Source organism: Martinezella sp. CNPSo 3890 (assembly GCF_057784455.1).
Genome location: NZ_JBXSOR010000003.1, coordinates 377,212 through 394,723, shown reverse-complemented (window position 1 = coordinate 394,723; position 17,512 = coordinate 377,212). Strand labels below are relative to the sequence as shown.

The 17,512-nt window shown below is 59.7% G+C and carries 14 protein-coding genes; 13 read left to right on the top strand and 1 reads right to left on the bottom strand.

The features are described from left to right. The first annotated feature begins 1 nt into the window (after position 1). The 6 genes from mraY (at position 2) to murB (ending at position 7,385) form a co-directional block, all read left to right on the top strand. Positions 2–1,123 carry a phospho-N-acetylmuramoyl-pentapeptide-transferase gene (mraY, locus tag AC13RC_RS11805; RefSeq protein WP_113351963.1) on the top strand — a complete coding sequence of 374 codons (1,122 nt, stop codon included), beginning with the start codon at positions 2–4 and terminating at the stop codon, positions 1,121–1,123. A 7-nt stretch (positions 1,124–1,130) separates the two neighbouring features. After that, entirely contained in the window at positions 1,131–2,543 is a 1,413-nt protein-coding gene (gene murD / locus AC13RC_RS11800; protein WP_488557228.1) for a UDP-N-acetylmuramoyl-L-alanine--D-glutamate ligase, read from the top strand. 1 nt (position 2,544) lies between these two features. After that, positions 2,545–3,699, top strand: coding sequence for a putative lipid II flippase FtsW (gene ftsW, locus AC13RC_RS11795; protein WP_069612536.1), 1,155 nt, complete (start codon positions 2,545–2,547; stop codon positions 3,697–3,699). Between the two features lie 181 nt (positions 3,700–3,880). After that, positions 3,881–5,002 (top strand): undecaprenyldiphospho-muramoylpentapeptide beta-N-acetylglucosaminyltransferase, encoded by a 1,122-nt coding sequence (gene murG / locus AC13RC_RS11790; protein ID WP_488557227.1) that lies wholly within the window; start codon positions 3,881–3,883, stop codon positions 5,000–5,002. Next, entirely contained in the window at positions 4,999–6,414 is a 1,416-nt protein-coding gene (gene murC, locus AC13RC_RS11785; protein ID WP_113351966.1) for a UDP-N-acetylmuramate--L-alanine ligase, read from the top strand. Before murG ends, murC begins: the two co-directional genes overlap by 4 nt. Continuing rightward, positions 6,411–7,385, top strand: a complete 975-nt coding sequence (gene murB / locus AC13RC_RS11780; RefSeq protein ID WP_488557226.1) for a UDP-N-acetylmuramate dehydrogenase — start codon at positions 6,411–6,413, stop codon at positions 7,383–7,385. Before murC ends, murB begins: the two co-directional genes overlap by 4 nt. Positions 7,386–7,477: 92 nt before the next feature. On the opposite strand, the gene AC13RC_RS11775 is transcribed toward murB, so the two are convergent. Then, the gene (locus tag AC13RC_RS11775; RefSeq protein ID WP_488557225.1) at positions 7,478–8,809 is read right to left on the bottom strand and encodes an MFS transporter; all 1,332 of its coding nucleotides are present in this window, start codon (positions 8,807–8,809) and stop codon (positions 7,478–7,480) included. Between the two features lie 255 nt (positions 8,810–9,064). Here AC13RC_RS11775 and aqpZ point away from each other — a divergent pair, with 255 nt between their 5' ends. The 7 genes from aqpZ to AC13RC_RS11740 all read left to right on the top strand — a co-directional run bounded on the left by aqpZ (position 9,065) and on the right by AC13RC_RS11740 (position 17,506). Continuing rightward, a complete protein-coding gene (aqpZ, locus tag AC13RC_RS11770; RefSeq protein ID WP_488557224.1) occupies positions 9,065–9,751 on the top strand; it encodes an aquaporin Z in 687 nt (228 codons plus the stop codon). Between the two features lie 300 nt (positions 9,752–10,051). Then, entirely contained in the window at positions 10,052–10,978 is a 927-nt protein-coding gene (locus AC13RC_RS11765) for a D-alanine--D-alanine ligase (RefSeq protein WP_488557223.1), read from the top strand. Further along, entirely contained in the window at positions 10,966–11,898 is a 933-nt protein-coding gene (locus AC13RC_RS11760; RefSeq protein ID WP_069612529.1) for a cell division protein FtsQ/DivIB, read from the top strand. Before AC13RC_RS11765 ends, AC13RC_RS11760 begins: the two co-directional genes overlap by 13 nt. Next, entirely contained in the window at positions 11,895–13,226 is a 1,332-nt protein-coding gene (ftsA, locus tag AC13RC_RS11755) for a cell division protein FtsA (RefSeq protein ID WP_069612528.1), read from the top strand. Before AC13RC_RS11760 ends, ftsA begins: the two co-directional genes overlap by 4 nt. A gap of 102 nt (positions 13,227–13,328) precedes the next feature. Next, the gene (gene ftsZ, locus AC13RC_RS11750) at positions 13,329–15,065 is read left to right on the top strand and encodes a cell division protein FtsZ (RefSeq protein ID WP_488557222.1); all 1,737 of its coding nucleotides are present in this window, start codon (positions 13,329–13,331) and stop codon (positions 15,063–15,065) included. A gap of 329 nt (positions 15,066–15,394) precedes the next feature. Then, positions 15,395–16,351, top strand: a complete 957-nt coding sequence (gene lpxC / locus AC13RC_RS11745) for a UDP-3-O-acyl-N-acetylglucosamine deacetylase (protein WP_152092651.1) — start codon at positions 15,395–15,397, stop codon at positions 16,349–16,351. Between the two features lie 285 nt (positions 16,352–16,636). After that, a complete protein-coding gene (locus AC13RC_RS11740) occupies positions 16,637–17,506 on the top strand; it encodes an outer membrane protein assembly factor BamD (protein WP_173002438.1) in 870 nt (289 codons plus the stop codon). The last annotated feature ends 6 nt before the right edge of the window (positions 17,507–17,512 follow it).

Sequence of the window (17,512 nt, the reverse complement as noted above, 5' to 3'; positions counted from 1 at the left end):
TATGCTGATCTGGCTTGCCGAACTGTCGGACCATATTCATTTTTTCAGTACCCACTTCAGATTCCTCAATCTGTTCAGATACATCACGTTCCGTACCGGCGGTGCCCTGTTCACGTCAGCGTTGATCGTTTTTCTCTTCGGGCCGCGAATCATCTCCTCCCTGCGTGTGCGTCAGGGCAAAGGGCAGCCGATCCGCGCCGATGGTCCGCAGACCCATTTCAAGAAGGCCGGCACCCCGACCATGGGCGGCCTCATGATCCTGGCCGGTATCGTCGTCTCGTCGCTGCTGTGGGCTGATCTTGCCAATGTCTATGTCGTCGCCACCTTGCTTGTGACGCTCGGTTTCGGTGCCATTGGCTTCTACGACGATTATCTCAAGGTCACGAAGCAGAGCGACAAGGGTTTTTCCGGTCGTGCCCGCCTCGGCATTGAATTCGTGATTGCCGCGATTGCCGTCTATTTCATGATGACGACGGCGCTGTCCTCCGGTCCTGCCGGCTCCACCTTCGGCTCGTCGGTCGCCTTCCCCTTCTTCAAGAACTTGCTGCTGAATCTCGGCATGTTCTTCGTATTTTTTGGCGCTTTCGTCATTGTTGCCGCCGGTAACGCCGTCAACCTAACAGACGGCCTGGATGGGCTGGCGATCGTGCCTGTGATGATTGCCGCGGCCTCCTTCGGCATCATCGCCTACCTCGCCGGCAACTTCGTCTTTGCCGACTATCTCGCGATCAATTTCGTGCCTGGAACGGGCGAACTGGCCGTAGTCCTCGGCGCAGTCATCGGCGCCGGCCTCGGTTTCCTCTGGTTCAACGCGCCGCCAGCCGCAATCTTCATGGGCGATACTGGTTCGCTGGCTCTCGGCGGCATGATCGGCTCCGTTGCCGTCGCCACCAAGCACGAGATTGTCATGGCGATCATCGGCGGTCTCTTCGTGCTTGAGGCGCTTTCCGTCATCATTCAAGTCGGCTTCTTCAAGATGACGAAGCGTCGCGTGTTCCTGATGGCGCCCATTCACCATCACTTCGAAAAGAAGGGCTGGACGGAGAGCCAGGTCGTCGTGCGTTTCTGGATCGTCGCCGTCATTCTCGCGATGATCGGCCTTTCCACCCTGAAGCTGCGGTGAGGCAAGAATGATACCCGTCACCACGCTGAACGGAAAGAAGGTCGCTCTCTTCGGCCTTGGCGGCTCCGGCTTTGCCACGGCACGCGCGCTGGTTGCCGGCGGCGCCGATGTGACGGCCTGGGACGACAATCCGGATAGCGTGGCCAAGGCGGCTGCCGAGGGAATAGCGGTTGCCGATCTGAGGACGATCGACTGGAGCGGCCTGTCGGTTTTCGTTTTGTCGCCCGGCGTGCCGCTGACGCACCCGAAGCCGCACTGGACCGTCGATCTTGCCCATGCCGCCGGTGTTGAGATTATCGGCGATGTCGAGCTTTTCGTGAGGGAGCGGCGGGCGCATGCCCCGGATTGCCCTTTCATCGCGATTACTGGAACGAATGGCAAATCGACGACGACGGCGCTTATCGCCCATATCCTGCAATCGAGCGGGCGGGACACGCAGCTCGGCGGCAATATCGGGACTGCGGTGCTGACGCTCGATCCGCCTAAGTCCGGGCGTTTCTACGTCGTCGAATGTTCCTCCTATCAGATCGATCTGGCGCCGACGCTCAACCCGTCCGCTGGCATCCTGCTGAACCTGACGCCCGATCATCTCGATCGCCATGGCACGATGCAGCATTACGCTGACATCAAGGAGCGGCTTGTCGCGGGCAGCGATGTCGCCGTCGTCGGCGTCGATGACAGCTATTCCTCCCTGATCGCCGACCGTATCGAGCGAGCCGGCGGCAAGGTCACGCGAATTTCGCGCCGGCATGCCCTAGCGGATGGTCTCTATGCCGAGGGCAGCCGCATCCTGCAGGCATCGAACGGCGCGGCAAGCGAGATCGCCGATCTCGACGGTATCCAGACCTTGCGCGGCGGCCATAACGCACAGAACGCAGCCGCGGCGATTGCCGCCTGCCTCGCCGTCGGCATTTCCGCCGAGGAGATCCGGGCCGGACTGAAATCCTTCCCCGGCCTCAAGCATCGCATGCAGCCTGTGGGAAGGCGCGGCCGGGTCGTCTTCGTCAACGATTCCAAGGCGACCAATGCGGATGCAGCCGCGCCCGCGCTTTCGAGCTACGAAAATATCTACTGGATTGCGGGCGGTCTGCCGAAGGAGGGTGGCATCACCAGCCTGGCGCCACTCTTTCCGCGTATCGCCAAGGCCTATCTGATCGGTGAGGCGGCACCCGCTTTTGCGGCGACGCTCGGCGAGCGGGTTCCTTACGAGATTTCCGGCACGCTGGAACGCGCCGTGGCGCATGCTGCCGCGGATGCGGACAGGGATGAACGGGAGTCCGCGGCGGTGATGCTGTCACCGGCTTGCGCAAGCTTCGATCAGTACAAGAATTTCGAGGTCAGGGGCGACGCCTTCGTCAGCCATGTCGCGGCGATCGATGGCGTCACCATGCTGATCGGTTCAGCAACTGGAGGCAAATGATATGGTAAGCCGCGTTGAACGTGGGGCCTTGGCCGAATGGTTCTGGACCATCGACCGCGTGTTTCTCGCCCTTTTCATCCTCTTGATCGGCATCGGCTTCATGCTGTCCTTCGCGGCTTCGCCAGCGGTGGCGGAGCGTATCGGGCTTGAGCCGTTCCACTTCGTCAAGCGCCACGCCCTGTTCCTCATACCGGCGATCGCGGCGATGATCGGCATTTCCTTCATGACGCCCCGACAGGTGCGACGGACCGCCGTCATCCTGCTGATCGTATCGCTGGCGATGATGCTTTTCGCGCTTTTCTTCGGCATCGAGGTCAAGGGCTCGCGGCGCTGGGTGAATATCGCGGCCTTGTCGATCCAGCCTTCGGAATTCATGAAGCCGGCTTTCGTCGTCGTCTGCGCCTGGCTGTTTTCCGAACATGCACGTCAGCCGGAAATTCCGGGTAATCTCTTCGCCATCATCCTCTTTGGCATCGTCGTCGCTTTGCTCGTCGCGCAGCCTGACCTTGGCCAGACGATCCTGACGACCGCCGTCTGGGGCGGCATGTTCTTCATGGCCGGCATGCCCTGGCTGTGGATCATCGTGCTCGGCGGCCTCGGCGCGGGCGGTTTCGTCACCGCCTATTATGTCTTCGATCACGTGGCGCAACGCGTGAACAAATTCCTGACGGGTGAGGGCGATACGTTCCAGGTCGACACCGCCAAGGAAGCGATTGTCCATGGCAACTGGTTCGGCGTCGGTCCTGGCGAGGGCATCGTCAAGCGTATCATTCCGGACGCCCATACCGACTTCATCTTCTCGGTGGCGGCCGAAGAGTTCGGTGCCATCTTCTGCATCGTGCTCGTGCTGATCTTCGCCTTCCTCGTGTTGCGCGGCCTGTCGCATGCCTACAAGGAGAAGAACGACTTCAACCGTTTTGCCGTCGCCGGTCTGGTGCTGCAGATCGGCATCCAATCGATCATCAACATCGGCGTGAACCTGCAGCTGCTGCCGGCCAAGGGCATGACGCTGCCGCTGATTTCCTACGGCGGTTCGTCGATGACCGCGATCTGCGTGACGGCAGGCTTCATTCTGGCGCTGACGCGTCACAGGCCGGAAAAGCGTGCGCAGGACCGGACCATGTTCCGCGTGACGCACGGATTGCCGGCGGAGTGATCGTCTTGGGACTACCGGCCATCCGCTCCTCATATCTCCTGCCCGCTTTTCATTCTCTGGTCGCTTTTCCCGAAACGCCGGTCTATGAGGGGGGCTTGGCCCGCGCCGATGACGCGGTCGGGGCGGCTTCCTATATCAGGGAGATGCCCCGAGTAGTGGGGTATTCGCGGGAGCGAAAATCATGAGTAAAGGCATTGTCCTTCTTGCCGCCGGCGGTACCGGCGGTCACGTATTTCCGGCCGAAGCACTGGCCTATAAGCTGAAGGAGCGCGGCTATTCCGTGCACCTCGTCACCGACAGCCGTGCCGAACGCTATGCCGGCAAATTCCCGGCAGACGAGATCCATGTCGTGCCCTCGGCAACGATCGGCTCGAAGAACCCGTTAAAGGTTGCGCAGGCCCTCTGGACGCTATGGACCGGCATGCGTGCAGCGCGCAAGCTGATCCAGCGCATCAAGCCCGTCTGCGTCGTCGGCTTCGGTGGCTATCCGACCGTTCCGCCGCTTCTGGCGGCGACGCGCATGGGCGTGCCGTCCATGCTGCACGAGCAGAATGCGGTCATGGGTCGCGCCAACAAGATGCTGGCGGCGCGCGTGCGTGCGATTGCCGGCGGTTTCCTTGCGGAGAACGGCGCATTTGCCGAGAAGACGGTGACCACGGGCAATCCCGTTCGCCCAGCCGTCATCGAAGCAGCAAAACGCCCCTATGTGCCCTCCGGTCCGGAAGATCCGTTCAACCTTGTCGTCTTCGGCGGCAGCCAGGGGGCGCAGTATTTCTCCAAGGCCGTTCCTACGGCGATCAGCCTGCTTGAGGAGCCGCTGCGCAAGCGGCTGCGCATTACACAGCAGGTGCGCCCTGAGGATATGGAGACGGTCAACAGCTGCACGAGAAAGCTTGACATGGGCGCCGATGTCGCGCCGTTCTTCAACGATATGGCGGAGCGCATCGGCGCTGCGCATCTGGTTCTCTGCCGCTCCGGTGCCTCCACGGTCTCCGAGCTTGCGGTTATCGGGCGCCCGGCGATCCTGGTTCCTTATCCGCATGCGCTCGATCACGATCAGGCGGCCAATGCGGCCGCACTGGCGGCAACCGGTGGCGTCAAGGTCATCGTGCAGTCAGAACTGACGCCGGAGAAACTTTCCACCATTCTGCGCGGCGCCATGACCATGCCGGAAAAGCTCGCAAAGATGGCTGCATCAGCCAAGCAGGCGGGCAAACCGGATGCGGCAAACTTGCTTGCCGACATGGTTGAGGCTATTGCCGCGGGACGTTCAATTCAGCAATTCAAGGGGGCAGGCGCATGAAGCTGCCGAAGGCAATCGGCCTTGTGCATTTTATCGGTATCGGTGGCATCGGGATGAGCGGCATTGCCGAGGTTCTGCATAACCTCGGCCATCGCGTGCAGGGTTCCGATCAATCGGAAAGTGCCAACGTGCAGCGGCTGCGCGACAAGGGTATTCCGGTCCATATCGGTCACAAGGCTGAAAACCTCGGCGATGCCGAAGTCGTCGTTGTTTCCACCGCCATCAAGAAGAGCAATCCGGAGCTGGTCGCGGCGCGTGAAAAGCTGCTGCCGGTCGTGCGCCGTGCCGAAATGCTTGCCGAATTGATGCGCTTCCGCAATGCGATTGCCATCGGCGGCACGCATGGCAAGACGACGACGACCTCGCTCGTGGCGACGCTGCTAGAAGCCGGCGGCCTTGATCCCACGGTTATCAATGGCGGTATCATCAATGCCTATGGCACCAATGCGCGCATGGGTGAAGGCGAGTGGATGGTGGTCGAGGCAGACGAGTCGGATGGCACGTTCCTGAAACTGCCGGCGGATGTTGCCGTCGTCACCAATATCGATCCGGAACATCTCGATCATTACGGCAATTTCGATGCCGTGCGCGCCGCTTTCCGGCAGTTCGTGGAGAACGTGCCGTTCTACGGCTTCGGTGTCATGTGCATCGACCATCCGGAAGTGCAGTCACTGGTTAGCCGCATCGAGGACCGCAAGGTCATCACCTATGGCGAGAACCCGCAGGCCGACGTGCGTTTCTCGAATGTGCGGATCGATGGCACGCGTTCGCTGTTCGATATCGAAATCCGCAGACGCCGCACCGGCAAGGTGATCCAGATCAAGGATCTCATCATGCCAATGCCGGGCCGCCACAATATTTCCAATGCGACCGCCGCCGTTGCGGTTGCCAACCGGCTGGGGATTTCCAATGAGGCGATCGCCAAGGGCCTTGCATCCTTCGGCGGCGTCAAGCGCCGCTTCACGCTGACCGGCGAATGGAACGGGGTTAAAGTCTTCGACGACTACGGCCATCATCCCGTCGAAATCAAGGCGGTGCTGAAGGCAGCACGCGAAGCCTGCAAGGGCCGCATCATCGCCGTTCATCAACCACATCGCTACACGCGCCTTTCGAGCCTCTTCGAGGAATTCGCGGCTTGCTTCAACGATGCCGACAGTATCTTCCTGGCGCCCGTCTATGCCGCCGGGGAAGATCCGATCGAGGGCGTTGATTCGCAGACGCTGGTTTCGCGCATCAAGGCAGGCGGTCATCGCGATGCACGCTATCTGCCTTCACAGGAAGATCTTGCCGCCATGGTTGCAGAGATTGCGCGACCGGGTGATTTTGTGGTTCTGTTGGGGGCTGGTAGCATCACATATTGGGCAGCATCATTGCCAAAGGAATTGGAAGGCCTCTCGGGTAAGTCCGCATGAAACAAGTAGATGGGGAAAAGCTTCTGGCGTCGCTTGGCGACGGTGTAAAGGACATCAGGGGACGGCTGACGCCGGATGCTCCGATGGATCGTGTGACATGGTTCCGCGCCGGTGGGCTGGCGGAACTGATGTTCCAGCCGCATGACACGGACGATCTCATCACGTTCCTGAAGATCCTGCCGGAAGAGGTGCCGCTGACGGTCGTCGGCGTGGGTTCGAACATATTGGTGCGGGATGGCGGCATTCCGGGCGTTGTCCTCAGGCTTTCGGCCAAGGGCTTCGGTTCTGTCGAGCTTGCCGGTGAAAACCGCATCCTGGCCGGCGCGATCTGCCCGGACAAGCATGTCGCAGCCATGGCAATGGACAACAGCATCGGCGGTTTCCATTTCTATTACGGCATTCCCGGGAGCATCGGTGGTGCCGCGCGGATGAATGCAGGCGCCAATGGTGCCGAAACCCGTGAGCGCGTCATTGAGGTGCATGCCGTCGACCGCAAGGGCGACAAGCACGTGCTGACCAATGCCGAAATGGGATACAGCTACCGCCATTCCGATGCGTCTGAAGATCTGATCTTCACACATGTCCTTTTCGAGGGATATCCGGAGGATCGCGCCAAGATCCGCACCGAGATGGATGCCGTGCGCGCTCATCGCGAAACGGTGCAGCCGGTACGCGAGAAGACCGGTGGCTCAACCTTCAAGAACCCGGATGGTTTCTCCGCCTGGAAGCTGATCGACGAGGCGGGTTGCCGCGGTCTGGTTATCGGTGGCGCGCAGATGTCATCGCTGCATTGCAACTTCATGATCAACATGGAGCAGGCGACGGGCTACGATCTGGAATATCTCGGCGAACAGGTGCGTCGCGAGGTTTTCGAAAAATCCGGCGTCAAGCTGGAGTGGGAAATCAAGCGCCTCGGAAACTTCATGCCGGGCCGGGAAGTCCGCCCGTTCCAGGGTGTGACCGCGGAGTAGGTCCCGACTGCAATCGGTGTCATCTTCATAAAATGATTCAACAAAAAGGCCGGGCTTTCACCCGGCCTTTTCAATTGCTTATGCTTGTTTTCTCAGACTTCGTCGTTGCCCGAGAGCAGGATGCCGATCAGCGAGAGCATTGCTGCGCCGGCGAGGTAATAGCCGACATAGACCAGACCGTAATTGGTCGCGAGCGAAGTGGCGATGTAGGGCGCCAGGGACGCGCCGACGATGCCGCCGAGATTGAACGTCATGGACGCCCCGGTATAGCGCACGCTGGTCGGGAAGGGGGCGGCCAAAGCCGCGCCGATCGGGCCATAGGTAAAGCCCATCAGGGCAAGACCGATGATCGAGCAGGCGAAGGCACCGGCAAGGCCAGCCGTCAGCAGCGACGAGTAGAACAGGCCGAAGATCAGGATGCCGATCGTCGTCAGGATAAGAACCAGACGGCGCGAATAGCGGTCGGACAAGAGGCCGGAGACCGGGATCATCAGGCCGAAGAAGACGACGCCGACGAGCTGAACGACGAGGAACTGGCCCTGGGAGTAGCCGAGGCCGGCCGGAAGCGGCCCGTTGCCCGGGGGGCGAGTGCCCCAGCTCAGTGTGAATGCCGTCATCAGATAGAACAGCACGAAGGTCGCGACCGCGATAATGGTGCCGAGGATCAGGCTGCGGAAATGCGAGCGGAAGATGACGGCGATCGGAACGGAAACGCGTTCTTCCTTCTCGATGGCCCGCTGGAATTCCGGGGTTTCGGTGATCTTCAGGCGGACATACAGACCGACGGCGACCAGCACGATGCTGATCAGGAACGGAACGCGCCAGCCGTAGTTGAGGAAATCCGCATCCGCCATGCTCTCGCGCAGAATCAGGAACAGACCCGCCGAAAGGATGAAGCCGATCGGTGCGCCGAGCTGCGGGAACATGGCATACCAGCTGCGCTTGCCTTCCGGTGCATTTTCCGTCGCAAGCAAGACAGCGCCGCCCCATTCCCCGCCGAGGCCAAGACCCTGGCCGAGACGGCAAAGTGCCAGCAGAATCGGTGCGAGAACGCCGATCGATTCATAGGTCGGCAGCATGCCGATCACCACCGTCGAGAGACCCATGGTCATCAGGGCCGCCACAAGCGTCGCCTTACGGCCGATCCGGTCACCGAAATGGCCGAAGATCATCGCGCCGATCGGGCGCGCGAAGAAGGCAATGGAGAAGGTCGCGAAGGACTGCAGAGTTGCCGAAGTCGGATCGCTTGCCGGGAAGAACAGCTTCGGGAAGACGATAACCGCCGCCGTTGCATAAACATAGAAATCGAAAAATTCGATCGTTGTGCCGATGAGGCTCGCGATCAGAACACGTGCCGGGGAATTCGCAACAGCATTGTTCGATGACGAGGGGGTCGGCGATAAAGGAGATATCGCGTCAGTCATGTTCCCACCAATTCAGAGGATGCTAAGGAGCGCTTAGCGGATAAAAATTGTCCTTAGCGTAATTTTTGTTCAACGCAAACGTTAACTGCGCAAGAAATCAGCGGTTGCGTGCTATTATTTTGCCGTAATTGTTGATTCGTGAGCAATCAGGCGGGTGTTTGTTGTTGGAGAGGCGTGCTCCGGCGAGTCCTTACCGGAATCTTTTTCACCAATGGCCGATTCTCGCTTGGATTGCGGGCTGAGGAGAAAGGTTTCATGCAGAAAAAACTCATCGCTGAGTTTCTTGGGACGTTTTGGCTCGTATTCGGCGGCTGCGGCAGTGCGATCTTCGCAGCAGCCTTTCCGAGCCTCGGTATCGGTTTTCTAGGCGTTGCTTTTGCGTTCGGTCTGACTGTGCTGACTATGGCTTTTGCCGTCGGCGGCATATCAGGAGGGCACTTCAATCCGGCCGTCTCGGTCGGCCTGACGGTGGCTGGCCGCTTTCCCGGCGGGCAGCTCATTCCCTATATTATCGCACAGGTCATCGGCGCCGTTGTCGCCGCGGCCGTGCTCTATCTGATCGCAAGCGGCAAGGCTGATTTCCAGCTCGGTGGCTTTGCGGCGAACGGCTATGGGGAACATTCTCCCGGCGGCTATTCCATGGTGTCGGCACTGGTGGCCGAGATCGTGCTGACGCTGTTCTTCCTGGTCGTGATTCTGGGCTCGACGAGCAGCAAGGTGCCGGCCGGCTTCGCGCCGATCGCCATCGGCTTGGCGCTGACGCTGATCCATCTGATCTCGATCCCGATCACCAACACGTCGGTCAATCCGGCTCGCTCGACGGGGCAGGCTCTCTTCGTCGGCGGTTGGGCTCTGCAGCAGCTTTGGCTTTTCTGGGTGGCGCCCATCATCGGCGGAGCGTTGGGCGGACTCGTCTGGAAACTGGTCGACGACAGCGAGTGATTTCGGCCTCAATTTAATGCCTGCGGCCCCGCATCGAGCGCTCGATGCGGGGCTTATTGTTTAAAAAAATCTAAATGTAGTGATTTCAAAAGTAGCAACTCCATGATTCCAATGGCAGAATTCTTTAAGTCGGTTTGATTCGAAGCATGCGGCCCTCGCCAGGTCGGCGGAAAGTTAACGAAAGTAAACGCTTCATTAACCTTAATGTCGTTCTAATCGGCCTATTGAAAGCGGGGCGAGAATCGCGGTTAGGCGAGGCCCTGCAAACACAAAGTAGAGACCGTGAAGTCGGGGGTATTGATGGGTGGCAAGCATGTGGCTGTCCTTTTGGGCGGATTTTCCTCGGAGAGGCCCGTCAGCCTTTCTTCGGGAAAGGCATGCGCCGATGCCCTCGAAGCAGAAGGCTTCCGGGTTACCCGTGTTGATGTCGATCATGGCGTCGCCAGCCGCTTGGCTGAATTGAAGCCCGATGTCGTCTTCAATGCGCTGCATGGTCCATTCGGCGAAGACGGCACAATCCAGGGCATTCTGGAATATCTGCAAATTCCCTATACGCATTCCGGCGTGCTTGCTTCGGCTCTTGCGATGGATAAGTCCCGCGCGAAGACGGTCGCTGCTGCCGCGGGTATCCCGGTTGCCAGCTCGATCGTGATGGATCGTTTCGCCATTGTTGGCGAGCATCCGATGAAACCGCCCTATGTCGTCAAGCCGGTACGCGAGGGCTCGAGCTTCGGTGTCGTGATCGTCAAGGAAGATCAGGCGCATCCGCCGCAGATCGTTACCTCTGCCGAATGGCGCTATGGTGATGAGGTTCTGGTCGAGCGTTATATCTACGGGCGCGAGCTGACCTGTGGCGTCATGAACGGCAAAGTCCTCGGCGTGACTGAGATCGTGCCGCTCGGTCACAGCTTCTATGATTATGACGCCAAGTACGCCAAGGGTGGTTCAAAACATGTCTTGCCGGCGGAAATTTCACCGAATCTTTACCAAAAGATACAAACATTATCGTTAAGGGCGCATGAAGCTATCGGCTGCCGCGGTGTTAGTCGATCTGACTTCCGTTTTGACGATCGCTTTTCCGAAGAGGGCGAACTTGTCTGGTTGGAGATCAATACCCAGCCGGGCATGACTCCTACCTCCCTGGTGCCTGAAATGGCCGCTCATGCCGGCTACTCTTTTGGTGAATTTCTCCGGTGGATGGTGGAGGACGCGTCTTGTTTGCGCTGACGGTCAAAAATATGAGGCGGTCCCGTCATCGCGTCCCGCTCGCCATCGACGAGGTTGAGGACGCATTCGTTCTGCCGCGTCCGCTGCGCCGCACTGTTCGCTTCCTGGTCAGCCTCGGTTCGGGTCGCATCAATATTCCGGCGCATACGGGTACTGTTTCGACTCTCGTTCTTCTTGCTGCGACCGGCCTTTATGGCATGTCGGTTGGTGGTCACACCCAGGCGGTCGCGGAAGCGACGACTTCTGCCGCTGGTTTTGCGATCGAGGATGTAAAGGTCTCCGGCAATGACGAGACCTCGGAAATCGAGATCCTGCAGCTGCTCGGCCTCGACGGTACGACGTCGCTCGTTGCCCTTAATGCCGATGCCGCCCGCCAGAAGATTGCCAACTTGCCCTGGGTTCAGAATGTCGAGGTTCGTAAGGTCTATCCGCGGACTGTCGAGGTGAAGCTCAAGGAGCGTAAGGCCTATGCGATCTGGCAGCACGGTTCCGAGCTTTCTCTGATCCAGAAGGACGGCAGCGTGATTGCACCGCTGCGCGACAACAAGTTTGCAAAGCTACCGCTCTTCGTCGGTCGTGATGCCGAAACCGCAGCCGCCTCCATCGACGACCAGTTTGCCAAGTGGCCCGATGTTCGCAGCCATGTGAAGGCTTTCGTGCGTGTCGCCGGTCGCCGCTGGGATCTCTATCTGGACAACGGCGTGATCATCAAATTGCCGGAAGACAATATCGATGATGCGCTCGCGCGGCTGACCAAGCTCGACAAGGAGCAAAATCTTTTGCAGCGCGATATCGCTGCCGTCGATCTCCGGATCGATGATCGTACCGCCATTGAGTTAACTCCGGATGCCGCAATTCGTCGCCAGGCCGCAGTCGATGCAAGAAACAAGGCTTTGAAGAAAGCAGGTCAGGATACATGAGCTTATTTGGTTCGTCCCATTTCGGCCTGCCTCGGTTGAAGCCTTTGTCTTCGAAGCGGTCGCATATCGTGTCGGTCCTTGACATCGGCTCGACGAAGGTCGTCTGCATGATCGGTCGTCTGACGCCGCGCGAGGAGAGCCAAGTTCTCCCGAACCGCACCCACAACATCGAGATCATCGGTATCGGTCATCAGCGTTCCCGCGGCATCAAGACTGGCGTGATCGCCGATCTCGACGCGCTGGAAGGGGTTGTCCGGCTTGCGGTCGATGCCGCCGAGCGTATGGCGGGCCTGACCGTCGACAGCCTAATTGTCAATGTTTCAGCTGGCCGTCTCGGCAGCGATATCTACACCGCGACCATCGATCTCGGTGGTCAGGAAGTCGAAGCCAACGATCTCAAGAAGGTTCTGGCTGCAGCCTGCCAGCAGTCGATCCGTCAGGAGCGTGCCGTGCTGCATTCGCTGGCGACGGGCTACTCCCTTGATGGCGAGCGCGGCATCCGCGATCCGCTGGCGATGTTCGGCGACGCTCTCGGTGTCGACATGCATGTGGTGACGGCCGAGCGCGCGGCACTTCGCAACCTCGAGCTCTGCATCAACCGCGCGCATCTCTCGGTCGAAGGCATGGTGGCGACGCCTTACGCCAGCGGTCTTGCAGCCCTCGTTGACGATGAAGTCGAACTTGGCTGCGCTGCGATCGACATGGGCGGCGGCACGACGACGATTTCGGTCTTTGCCGAGGGCAAGCTGGTGCACACCGACGCCGTCAGCCTTGGCGGCCATCATGTCACCACCGATCTTGCCCGCGGCCTTTCCACCCGCATCGAGGATGCGGAGCGCTTGAAGGTCGTCCATGCTTCGGCGCTCGCGAATTCTTCGGAAGAGCGTGAACTGATTTCCATCCCGCCGATCGGCGAAGATGAGCGTGACCAGCCGACACAAGTGCCGAAGGCGCTCGTGTCGCGCATCGTCAAGGCTCGCATCGAGGAAACTCTCGAGCTCATTCGCGATCGCATCCAGCGTTCGGGCTTCAGCCCGATCGTCGGCAAGCGCGTCGTCCTGACCGGCGGTGCCAGCCAGCTGACCGGTCTGCCCGATGTGGCGCGCCGGGTACTTGCCCGCAATGTCCGCATCGGTCGTCCGATGGGTGTGTCTGGTTTGCCGACGGCAGCCAAGGGGCCGGCTTTTTCGACCGCGGTCGGTCTGATGATCTATCCGCAGGTCGCAGACATGGAAACACATGCGCCGAGCAGCGGTCTGCTCTCGTCGTTTGGAGGTAACAACAGCCGGATCGGCCGCGTTGGCCAATGGCTGAAAGAGAGTTTTTGAGTGCCTGATCCCGGAAATCAGTCCGGGGCAAGCGTCAGGCAAGTGAAATCGAGTGAATTGGCCGGCGTGGCGATGCGGCCATAAAGAGAAGGAACGGGTACAATGACTATCAAGCTGCATAAGCCAGATATCACCGAGCTTAAGCCGCGAATCACCGTGTTCGGTGTTGGTGGCGGTGGCGGCAATGCCGTCAACAACATGATCACGGCAGGCCTGCAGGGCGTCGATTTCGTCGTCGCCAACACGGATGCCCAGGCGCTGACGATGACGAAGGCAGAGCGGATCATCCAGCTCGGCGTCAACGTCACGGAAGGTCTCGGCGCCGGCTCGCAGCCGGAAGTCGGCCGTGCAGCTGCCGAAGAGTGCATCGATGAAATCATCGATCATCTGAACGGTACACATATGTGCTTCGTCACCGCCGGTATGGGTGGTGGTACGGGTACGGGTGCCGCTCCGGTCGTCGCACAGGCGGCTCGCAATAAGGGCATCCTGACCGTCGGCGTCGTCACCAAGCCGTTCCACTTCGAAGGCGGCCGTCGTATGCGTCTCGCAGAGATGGGCATCCAGGAACTGCAGAAGTCGGTCGACACCCTGATCGTCATTCCGAACCAGAATCTGTTCCGCATCGCCAACGACAAGACGACTTTCGCTGACGCGTTCTCGATGGCCGACCAGGTTCTCTATTCGGGCGTTGCCTGCATCACCGACTTGATGGTGAAGGAAGGTCTCATCAACCTCGACTTCGCCGACGTCCGTTCGGTCATGCGCGAAATGGGCCGCGCGATGATGGGTACCGGCGAGGCTTCCGGCCAGGGCCGTGCAATGCAGGCTGCTGAAGCTGCCATTGCCAACCCGCTGCTCGACGAAACCTCGATGAAGGGCGCACAGGGCCTGCTGATCTCGATCACCGGCGGCCGTGACCTGACCCTGTTCGAAGTCGACGAAGCTGCAACCCGCATCCGCGAAGAAGTCGATCCCGACGCCAATATCATCCTCGGCGCCACCTTCGACGAATCGCTTGAGGGCATCATTCGCGTTTCCGTCGTCGCAACGGGCATCGACCGCGCGATGAACGAGGCTTCCGACAGAGGCATGGAATTCCGCCCCGCCGCAAAGCCTGCTATGCGTCCTTCCGCGGCCGCCGCTCCGGCAGCGGCCGCAGTTCAGCCTGCCCACGTCTCGCAGGCCCAAACCGCACAGGCTGCCGCTCCGGCTCCTCGTACCGTGGATCCGGTCGCCCAGACCATTCGTGCAGCAGAGGCCGATCTGGAGCGCGAACTGGAATTCCAGATGAGCCGGCAGACTCAGGTGCCGCAGCAGCCGGTTATGCAGCAGGCCGCTGCGCCGGAAGATAACTTCCGTCCGCAGAGCCGCATCTTCGCAGCAGCCCCGGAAGCCCAGCCGGTCCGTCAAGCTCCGGTTCAGCCTCAGCAGCAGGCGCCGGTCATGCATCAGCAGCCGGTCATCCGTCAGGCTCCTGAGCAGGTCCGCATGCCGAAGGTCGAGGATTTCCCACCGGTCGTTAAGGCCGAGATGGAACACCGCGCCCAGCCGGCAGCCGCCCAGGCGACCGAAGAGCGTGGCCCAATGGGTCTTCTGAAGCGAATCACCAATTCGCTCGGCCGCCGCGAAGAAGATCCGGCTTTCGACGACATGATGGCTCCGACGAACAACGCCGCTCCGCAGCAGCGTCGTGCGCCGTCGCCGGAAGCAAGCCTCTATGCTCCGCGCCGTGGCAATCTCGACGATCACGGCCGCCAGGCTCCGCAGGCACGCATGGCAAGCCATGAGGACGATCAGCTCGAGATTCCGGCCTTCCTGCGCCGCCAGTCGAACTGACCCGCAACAGGCAGCCCTTTAATAGGTTGCTAACCATATTGGAGAAATCCGGGGCCGAAAGGCTCCGGATTTTCTTATTTTATAACCATTGTCTTATTTAAAATTATCCAACGAATTCAATTGGCTGCTTTCGTAACAAAACGAAAGAAACAGTGATTTGGAATGCGATGCCCTGGCGCGTATGTAGATATCAAGCAAGCCCGCTGAATCACATTCGGAGACGAATGTATGTGAGGTGCGTGGCATAGTTAACAGACTGAACCGGCGATAAGGGTAAGCGTCCGAAGATGACCGCCCGGCCTGGATCAGATAGACGAAGGCAGAATTACATGGCAATTGGATTGCTTGGTTTTCAGACCACCATTGCAAACCCTGTGACACTTTCCGGTATTGGCGTTCATTCCGGTGCCAATGTGTCGATCACCTTCTACCCCGCCGAAGCCGGCACCGGTGTCGTTTTCCAGCGTCTGCACGATAATGGCGATGTGACCGAACTGCGCGCCGTTTCCTCGCAGGTCGGCAACACGGATCTCTGCACGGTTCTCGGCTTTTCTCCGGCGCGCTCTGTCGCGACGGTCGAGCACGTCATGGCTGCGATCTACGCGATCGGCCTCGATAACGTCGTCGTCGAGGTGTCTGGTGCGGAAATGCCGATCATGGACGGCAGCTCCTATCCCTTCATCGAGGCGATCGAGCAGGCGGGTGTCGTTTCGCTCGGTGTCAAGCGCCGCTATATCCGCGTTATCAAGCCGGTGCGGATCGAAGCTGGCGGTTCCTGGTGCGAGTTCCGCCCCTATGATGGCACGCGCTTCGAAGTCGAGATCGACTTTGAATGCCCGCTGATCGGCCGTCAGAAGTGGGAAGGCGATCTGACCGCTGAGACCTTCAAGACGGAACTGTCGCGCGCGCGTACCTTCGGCTTCATGCGTGATGTCGAGCCCCTCTGGGCTTCGGGCCATGCGCTGGGTTCGTCGCTGGAAAATTCGGTCGTCATTTCGGACGACAATACCGTCATCAACGTCGAAGGCCTGCGTTATCCCAAGGACGAGTTCGTCCGACACAAGACGCTCGATGCCGTTGGCGATCTGGCTCTCGCCGGTGCACAATTCATTGGCTGCTACCGCTCCTATCGCGGCGGCCATCGCATGAATGCGAATGCCCTGAAGGCATTGCTCAGCGATCCGACCGCTTACGAGGTCGTCGAAACCTCGGCACCTCGCCAGCGCGGTCATGGCCGCGAGTTCATTGCGGTCAACGCGCCTGAATTCGCTCCTTGGTCGGCGTGATTTTTTCGAGATCGAAATGAGACAAAGCTGCCGCTCTGATGAAGGGCGGCTCTTTTTTTGACGGACGACTCATCGGGTTTGTCTTCGGTCGCGAAGCGGCGGGATGGTGCGGGCCGATATGAGAAATCCCTGTCAAAACAGTGATTAAAGGCTGCGGATATGCGGTCTTTGCCACAAAAATGCGTTAATGCACCATCAATGCGTTGCCCTGATGGTGTTTTTGCGGCTAGAAACGCCAGCGAGAGAACGCCGTCTCCGCAACGACGGCTATGGGACAGTCATCCGATGGGTTTTGCAAGGTCTGAACGCATGAATATCACAGCACGGGCTTTGCTCGTATCGCTCCTTCTGGCCGGTACCGGTGCGGTGGTGACGGGGTGTAATACGAAAAAGGATATCGACATCACCAAGCTCGGTGTCGAGACCGATCCGCCGGAGATGCTCTACAATCAGGGCCTTGCCAACATCAAGGCCGGCAACATGACGGAAGCCGGCAAGAAGTTCGATGCCATCAACCAGCAGCAGCCCTTCTCCGAATGGGCACGCAAGGCATTGGTGATGAGCACCTTCGTGAAGTATCGCACGGGCCGTTATGATGAGGCGGTACAGACCGGCAATACCTATCTCAAGCAATATCCGGGCTCGGAAGATGCCGACTATGTGCAATATCTGGTCGGTTCGTCCTATGCCAAACAGATCGTCGACGTGACGCAGGACCAGCGTGCAGCACAGCAGACGATCGAGGCGATGACCAAGCTCGTCAATACCTATCCGAAGTCGCAATATGTCAGCGACGCTCAGGAAAAGATCCGCTTTGCCCGCGACCAGCTCGCCGGCAAGGAAATGCAGATCGGCCGTTATTATCTGGAGCGCAAGGATTATCTGGCTGCCATCTCCCGCTTCCGCGTGGTGGTGGAGCAGTATCCGACGACGAACCAGATCGAGGAAGCCCTGGCGCGACTCGTCGAAGCTTATTATGCGATGGGTATCGTACCCGAAGCGCAAACGGCAGCTGCCGTTCTCGGCCACAACTATCCGGACAGCCGCTGGTACAAGGATTCCTATCAGCTGCTGCAGAAGGGTGGCGTGGAGCCGAGCGAAAATTCGGGCTCCTGGATTTCCAGAGCGGGCAAGAAACTTCTTCTTGGGACGTGAGATTGA

Bases quoted from the DNA above. Each gene is read 5' to 3' on its own strand.
- mraY (WP_113351963.1), top strand. From the start codon at position 2: ATGCTGATCTGGCTTGCCGAACTGTCGGACCATATTCATTTTTTCAGT.
- murD (WP_488557228.1), top strand. From the start codon at position 1,131: ATGATACCCGTCACCACGCTGAACGGAAAGAAGGTCGCTCTCTTCGGC.
- ftsW (WP_069612536.1), top strand. From the start codon at position 2,545: ATGGTAAGCCGCGTTGAACGTGGGGCCTTGGCCGAATGGTTCTGGACC.
- murG (WP_488557227.1), top strand. From the start codon at position 3,881: ATGAGTAAAGGCATTGTCCTTCTTGCCGCCGGCGGTACCGGCGGTCAC.
- murC (WP_113351966.1), top strand. From the start codon at position 4,999: ATGAAGCTGCCGAAGGCAATCGGCCTTGTGCATTTTATCGGTATCGGT.
- murB (WP_488557226.1), top strand. From the start codon at position 6,411: ATGAAACAAGTAGATGGGGAAAAGCTTCTGGCGTCGCTTGGCGACGGT.
- AC13RC_RS11775 (WP_488557225.1), bottom strand. From the start codon at position 8,809: ATGACTGACGCGATATCTCCTTTATCGCCGACCCCCTCGTCATCGAAC.
- aqpZ (WP_488557224.1), top strand. From the start codon at position 9,065: ATGCAGAAAAAACTCATCGCTGAGTTTCTTGGGACGTTTTGGCTCGTA.
- AC13RC_RS11765 (WP_488557223.1), top strand. From the start codon at position 10,052: ATGGGTGGCAAGCATGTGGCTGTCCTTTTGGGCGGATTTTCCTCGGAG.
- ftsA (WP_069612528.1), top strand. From the start codon at position 11,895: ATGAGCTTATTTGGTTCGTCCCATTTCGGCCTGCCTCGGTTGAAGCCT.
- ftsZ (WP_488557222.1), top strand. From the start codon at position 13,329: ATGACTATCAAGCTGCATAAGCCAGATATCACCGAGCTTAAGCCGCGA.
- lpxC (WP_152092651.1), top strand. From the start codon at position 15,395: ATGGCAATTGGATTGCTTGGTTTTCAGACCACCATTGCAAACCCTGTG.
- AC13RC_RS11740 (WP_173002438.1), top strand. From the start codon at position 16,637: ATGGGTTTTGCAAGGTCTGAACGCATGAATATCACAGCACGGGCTTTG.